4 protein-coding genes and 1 pseudogene are annotated in these 7,187 nt (G+C 47.5%); 1 reads left to right on the top strand and 4 read right to left on the bottom strand.

Annotated elements, in window-relative coordinates; translation table 11 throughout:
* From AWU74_RS02925 to nadD, 3 genes are all read right to left on the bottom strand, one after another.
* The coding region (locus AWU74_RS02925; protein WP_498067478.1) for an LCP family protein at window positions 1-729 on the bottom strand (729 nt) is incomplete at its 3' end.
* A 26-nt stretch (window positions 730-755) separates the two neighbouring features.
* Window positions 756-1,343, bottom strand: a complete 588-nt coding sequence (gene yqeK / locus AWU74_RS02920; RefSeq protein ID WP_162504713.1) for a bis(5'-nucleosyl)-tetraphosphatase (symmetrical) YqeK — start codon at window positions 1,341-1,343, stop codon at window positions 756-758.
* On the bottom strand, window positions 1,327-1,929 hold the full coding sequence (nadD, locus tag AWU74_RS02915; protein ID WP_162481442.1) for a nicotinate (nicotinamide) nucleotide adenylyltransferase: 603 nt from the start codon (window positions 1,927-1,929) through the stop codon (window positions 1,327-1,329). The genes yqeK and nadD overlap by 17 nt, the downstream gene beginning before the upstream one ends.
* 97 nt (window positions 1,930-2,026) lie before the next feature.
* Here nadD and pcnB point away from each other — a divergent pair, with 97 nt between their 5' ends.
* Entirely contained in the window at window positions 2,027-3,163 is a 1,137-nt protein-coding gene (gene pcnB, locus AWU74_RS02910) for a polynucleotide adenylyltransferase PcnB (RefSeq protein WP_062327383.1), read from the top strand.
* 262 nt (window positions 3,164-3,425) lie between these two features.
* Here the strand turns inward: pcnB and rpoC are convergent.
* Window positions 3,426-7,118 (bottom strand): annotated as a pseudogene (gene rpoC / locus AWU74_RS02905) (DNA-directed RNA polymerase subunit beta'); the annotation flags it as partial.
* Window positions 7,119-7,187: the final 69 nt, after the last annotated feature.

Raw genomic sequence — 7,187 nt, 5'->3', positions numbered from 1 at the left:
GTTGAAATTCAGTTCCGTGATTTCGGCAAGCAAATGCTGCAAATCGTTCCGATTCAAATCCGTCGTCATACAGTTGGCAATAAGACTGAATGCGTGCTTGTCGCGAATAAGGTGCTGGTTTTCGGACAGTGCGTTAAGCAATGACATCACGAGGTCTTGCCACCGTGCCTGTGCACCCGCCTCGTTCTCGCTGCCGAATATATAGTCTGCATACGTCCGTACCTTTTCGCTCTCCAACTCAATTGTACCCAATGGCATGAGCAAACGCTCGCCGCTTTTGTCTTCCGCAGCAATGTTTTTCGGGACGAACGCGCGAAGCCCCCCGAGTAAATCTGCCAACGCATACAGCGAATCAAGGGTAATCTCGACGGTAAACGAAAAAGGCTGGCCGAGCAAAATTTCTGCTTCGCGACGGTATGCCTGCAAATCGCATTCTGCGAATACCGCATCAATGCGGTCAATTCGTTGTTTCAAGGCGTCATAACGCTTGCCTGTGTTGCCGGGTATCGTAAACACTGCACCGCACTTATTCTGTGGATAATAAAAAAGTACACTGCTCGAAAGCAATTGCTTCTTTTTTTTAAGAAGGAACAGAACTTTGATAACGCCGTTGTCTTTAATTATCTCGGCGACAGTGTCAATTCGAATCGAGCGGAAAAACAATGCGCCACTTCCCGCAAGAACGAACAGTATAACGATTAACAGCGGCATGCCGGTTTTGCGGGGCAAGCCTTTTCGTTTGCGCTCGATAGTTTTTATCTCGAAACTGTCCACTGATAGAGTTCCTGTGATTCCGGTGCCACCCGTTTGCCCTGTTTTTCGAGAAACGCGAGATTCTCCCCTGTTACAAATCGCAGCAATTGCGGGAGCGTAAGTGGTTCCAACGCAGACAGGTATCCGGTGGTTACCTGTGTCCGACCAGGTTCAATTTTATCCGCCACATAAATAATCTGCGCAAGAGGGCACATTCCCGCCTTGCCGAACGTGTGCAGCCGAACGGCTTCTAGCACTTCGGAAGCAGAAACGCCGAAACCCTCGCGGAGTTTTACCGCCGCCGCCCTCCCGTGTAACAGCGCTGGGTTTTGCGTTTCAAGTGGCGTGAGCGGCATTCCGTCCCGCAGGGCAAGCGTAGTCAGCGTTTCATCATCCATATCTTTACACATATCGTGAGCTGTTCCTGCAAGCGGAGCATTTTCGGGTGCGATTCCGTATTTCGCGCAAAGGCGCACCGCCGTTTCCGCGACACGAAACGAGTGTGCGTACCGTACTGGTTTCAGATTTGCGCGGATAAAGCACCTTACCGCCTCCAACACCACGTTGCCAGTTTCAGGGGGTATAGCCATAGAGTTTTTTTTGCATAATATACTCTGCAACGCTGGGAACGACAAGGGCGCGCCATGCACCTCCTGACGCGATGCGGCGGCGAATGTCGGAGGAGGATATCGGCAAAAGCGCGTTTTGCAATTCGATGTATGGAAAGGGGAACGCGCCTTCTGTGGGTTCAAGCACTCGCCGTGCCACTATGACCTCGGACAGCGCGAGCAATTCGCGGTATTTGTGCCATTTATGAAAGTCGCAGGATAGGTCGTCGCCAATAACCAGTCCAATTTTCCCGTCGAGGCGTCCTGCGTATTTTTGCGCGAGGCAAGCAACGGTATCGGCAGTATACGATATGCCTCTTCGTTTGATTTCGCACAGCTCAATGTCGAGATGGTTGTTTCCTACGGCAGCAATTGCTCGTTTCAGCATTTCTACGCGGTCAACTTCCGTCGCGCCGGACGGTTCCGCCTTGAACGGGTTTTTCCACACCGGCACAAACAAAAGCGTATCGTATCCAAGTTGGGTAACGACCTCCTCACCGAGCAAAAGATGCCCAACGTGTGGCGGGTTAAAGCTCCCTCCGAATATCGTAAGCCGTATAACATTCACTGCGGCAATAATACTACAAAGGGAACATACAGTTAATAGAGATCGTTTTTTGCACTGCTGGTTGACGCGTCGTCGCTTTTGCACTACTATATTTTCTGTGTTATATCGCTATACAACCAATACTGGGGGGACACCGTTACAGAAAGCGGTAATTTATACCAAAAAAGAGCATTCAATTGACCCCGAGAAGGTAGACAATGACGCAAAACGCATTGTTAAGTCATTGCAGCAATTCGGTCATGACGCCTATATTGTCGGCGGCGCAGTGCGTGATTTGTTGCTCGGAAAATCTCCAAAAGATTTTGACATCGTTACGGACGCGACTCCTGCTCGAATCAAAAAGCTGTTCAGAACTGCGCGAATTATTGGAAAACGTTTCCGGCTGGTACATATTCATTCCGGCGAGAAGATTTTTGAAGTGAGTACCTTTCGCTCCCTTGAGGACGGCACGGTCGGCAACCGCTACGGCGCAATGGACGACGATGCGCTCCGGCGGGATTTTTCGCTGAACGCGCTCTATTATGACCCGCTAAATGAATGCGTTATCGACTATGTCGGTGGGATACGAGATATTTCAAAGCGGTGCATTGTGCCGGTCATCCCCCTTGCTACGATTTTCTCTGAAGACCCAGTGCGAATAATTCGAGCGATAAAATATGCAGCGATGACCGGCTTTAATTTGCCGTTCGCGCTTCGGCGGCAAATCAGACAAGATGCATGGCGCTTGCAAGAAATTTCACCTTCGCGAATAACAGAAGAATTGTTCAAGATTATCGACAGCGGGCATTCGGCGGATATCGTTTCGTCTGCTATCAAACAAGATATATACCGCTATTTACAGCCCGAGGCGGCTTCCCGGCTCGCAGAAAATACGGCGTTTGCACGGCAATATCTTGCACACCTGAAAAAAATGGACATAGTGCATAAACTTTCGCCGAAGATACAGCGAGGAGAAAAGCTAACGTTCATGCTGGTCGACTACTTTTCGTTGCTTGCTGATTGGGGACAGGAATATGCCGACGGCAAATCCGGCACGGAATTATACCTGCAAGCGTGGACAGGATGCCGCAATTTTATACGCCCGATGAATCCCCCGTGCAAAGAATTTGACGTAGCTGTTCGCTCGATGCTAAAACAGTTCGGCGTTACGGTGACGGGAGAGGGGTTCGTTCGCCGTCCGCGCCACCGCGCAAAACCGGACAACCTATCGCAGGTTTTGGTCTCAGGGCAATAATATCACCCTCCTTATACTTACTACGCTGCGTTATCCTGTACGGACCAATTTTATTTCTGTACAGGGCAACAGCGACAAATTTTTCTCAATTTGACAGATAACCAGATATGAATGTTGTTGGCAGCATCAAATGCCCTACGGTATCATTGTAACAATGCGAATAATGGGTAAAGGATACGTCATATTTTGTCCCAAAATGTGTCACGGCAAGATGTTGCTTTGTCCGCTTCTCTTTATTTTCTTTTGTCACTGAGCTGCACTATCAATGAAACTCAGGATTTTCTTCAAATACAGGTTCACCCACGGATAATTCCCTTTCTATTCTACGCCGTTCAAGAATCTCATTCATCTGCACGTCAAGGTCAACCGTATCAGCACCAAATAATTTTATGTTGTGGTAATTCTTAATGCCTGTCCCTGCCGGAATTAAGTGTCCGATAATCACGTTTTCTTTCAGACCGTGTAAATTATCCGTCGCACCCGCAATTGCTGAGTTCGCCAGAACGCGCGTCGTTTCTTGAAATGCCGCCGCCGAAATGAACGAATTGATATTAAGCGACGCCCTTGTGATACCTTGAAACACCGGACGTGCAATTGCAGGTTGCCCCCCTTCATTTATAACGCGGTGATTTTCTTCGTGAAATTCGTATTTATCTACCTGTTGCCCATAAATAAATACGGTATCCCCCACTTCAACGATTTCCACTCTGCGAAGCATCTGTCGTATAATCACGCCGATATGCTTATCATTGATATCCACTCCCTGCACCCGATACACCTGTTGAATTTCGTCCATTAAATGGTTTTGCAACGCGCGTTCGCCTAAAACGGTCAAAACATCGTGCGGGTCATACGCCCCGTCGCAAAGTCGGTCGCCCGCCTCCACGTAGTCGCCGTCGCGGACAAGCAAGCGTCGTGTCATCGGTACCATGTGTTCAAGGGGTTCACATATTTCTTCATCGTCGACTGCTACCTCAATGACGCGTTTGCCCTTCGTAATCCCTTTAAATCGCACCGTGCCTGAAATCTGCGAAAGAACCGCCGGATATTTTGGTCGTCGTGCTTCAAAGAGTTCTGACACTCGCGGGAGTCCTCCCGTAATGTCGTTCGTTTTGAACGACTCTTTCGGCATTTTTGCAATTATGTCGCCCTGGGATATTTTATCATTATCATTAACCAGAAGTACTGCGCCGCCAGGTAAATAGTAGCTCCCCTGCTCATTGCCCGCTTCGTCGGTAATCAATACACGCGGCTGTTTCATGTCGAGACGAAGATCATTGATGCGCTTTTCGACGTTTCCAGTCTCTTTATCCAGCTCCTCCGTCAGTGTCGAACCGACGATAATGTCCTCAAAATGTGTGTAGCCGTCAACTTCTGCGATAATCGGTTCGGAAAACGCATCAAACATCGAAAGCATCTCATTCTTTGGGACAATATCGCCCGCTTTGAAAAAGAACAACGACCCGTTCTGAATTTCAATTTTCTGGTCGCCCGGTGCAGTGACGTATAGTGTTTTTCCGCGGATAATAATGTTACCTGCCTCCGCCGCACACACCGTTTTGTTGCCTGCCATAAAAAGCGGCGTATCTTTCGGTACGCGGCTATTTTCTGCAACGAGTAATTTCGCTTTTGCCGAAAGTGTATGTTCGTAAAGGATACGTGTTACTACTAATGTACCCTTACGGGTAAAGAGCCATTTTCCGTCTTTACGGACGACGTGTGTACCTGACACGGATTTGACGATGATCGGGTATTTTAGGACAACGCGGTTTTCTTCGCTTGTTTTCGATGCCGTTCCGCCGACGTGGAATGTTCGCATCGTAAGCTGTGTACCTGGTTGACCTATGGACTGTGCGGCGATAATACCGACTGCTTCGCCGATTTCGACGATTTTATTGCGCGCCAAATTGCGCCCGTAGCACTTACAACAGACACCGTGACGGCTTTCGCAGGTGAGCACCGTACGGAGGTTTACGCGCTCTACGCCTATCTCGTCAATTTTTACGGCAAGCTCGTCGGTAATATATTCGTTTGTATCGCAGATAAGTTCTCCTGTAATTGGGTGCAGTACCTGTTCTTGCGTAAATTTTCCCGCTATGCGATTTTTCAGCGGTTCGATAATCTCATCGCCGTCCTTCATCGCCGTATAGTTAATACCGTTAATCGTACCACAGTCGTCTTCGTTAATTACCACATCCTGCGCAATATCAACGAGCCGCCGTGTCAGATATCCAGCATCGGCAGTTTTGAGCGCCGTGTCGGAAAGTCCTTTTCGCGCGCCATTCGTCGAAATAAAAAATTCAATAACTGACAAGCCCTCTTTAAAATTTGCGCGTATCGGCAAGTCAATGATATCTCCATTTGGTTTTGCCATCAATCCGCGCATACCAGCAAGCTGCCGAATTTGGTTACGGCTACCACGCGCACCAGATATCGCCATCATATAGACAGTATTGAAACCATTTTTATCCTTTTCTAGATTATTCATCATAATATTGGTCAATTGCTCGTTTGTTTTTGACCACACATCACATACGCGGTTGTAGCGCTCATCCTGCGTAATCACGCCGTCATGATACTGCTTCTGAATTGTATCAACTTCCTGATTCGCCTTGTCAACCATTGTCGCCTTTTCTGTAGGCACAATAATATCGTCCATAGAAATCGTTGCACCGAAAAATGTCGCGTATTTATAGCCAGTTGCTTTAATTGCGTCAAGCATTTGCACCGTGATCCACGGTCCGTTTTTGTCGTGCACTTTTTTAATGAGTTGCTTAAGTTCTTTGTCCCCGAGCAGTTCGTTGGCAAATTCAATTTCTTTCGGCATCTCTTGATTGAACACTATCCGTCCCGCCGTCGTGGAAACCAGTGCGCCATTATAAGGCGCCTTCTTTATCGGCACCTTAATTTCTGCCTGCCAATCGATACTGCCAATATCAGTAGCAAGCATCGCTTCATCCTCGCTACTGAACCGTTTACCCGAACCTTTCGCGTCGAGTTTAATCTTTGTCAAATAATAGATGCCGAGCACCATATCCTGTGACGGATATACGATAGCTTTGCCGTTCGCCGGATCAAGTAGGTTTCGCGCTGAAAGCATCAGCGTCCAACACTCCATTTGCGCCGCGTGTGTAAGTGGTATATGAATAGCCATCTGATCGCCGTCGAAATCTGCATTAAACGCATGACATACAAGAGGGTGCAATTTAATTGCTTTACCTTCGACTAAAATAGGTTCAAACGCTTGAATACTGAGTCGATGTAAAGTTGGTGCACGATTTAAAATCACAGGATGTTCATTTGTTACTTCGTCCAAAATCTGGAACACCATAGGATTCTCTTGCTCAACGAGCATTTTCGCTTTTTTGACATTTGATACTATATCTTTGTCGACAAGTTTCTTCATTATAAATGGTTTGAACAGTTCTAGCGCCATCTTTGTTGGCAAGCCGCATTGCCACAATTTGAGTTCTGGGCCAACAACGATGACTGAGCGCCCTGAATAGTCAACGCGTTTTCCAAGTAAGTTTTGACGAAAACGTCCTTGCTTTCCTTTTAACATATCAGAAATGGACTTGAGCGGCCGATTCGATACGCCCTTTACACGTCTTCGTTTCGAATTATCGAATAAGGCGTCTACCGCTTCCTGTAGCATTCGTTTTTCATTACGAATGATGATATCTGGGGCAGCAAGTTGCAATAGCCGCTTCAAACGATTGTTGCGGTTAATTATGCGGCGATACAAATCATTCAAGTCGCTTGTAGCGAAACGTCCGCCGTCGAGTTGCACCATCGGGCGAAGCTCTGGAGGGATAACTGGAATAACATCTAGAATCATCCACGAGCATTTATTACCTGACGCACGAATATGTTCCGCGATTTCAATACGCTTTAAAAGACGTTTATCATTCTTTCCGCTTTTTTCAATCATTTTCGAGCGAAGTTTTGGCACCACGAAAGAATGGGAATGCTATTGCGGAAAATTCAGATCCGTTCGTTACAAGGGGGTCATCTGTGACCGATG

It is taken from the genome of Treponema endosymbiont of Eucomonympha sp. (genome assembly GCF_001028545.1).
The sequence above is the reverse complement of the archived record's forward strand: the minus strand, read 5'-3'. Positions and strand labels throughout refer to the sequence as shown.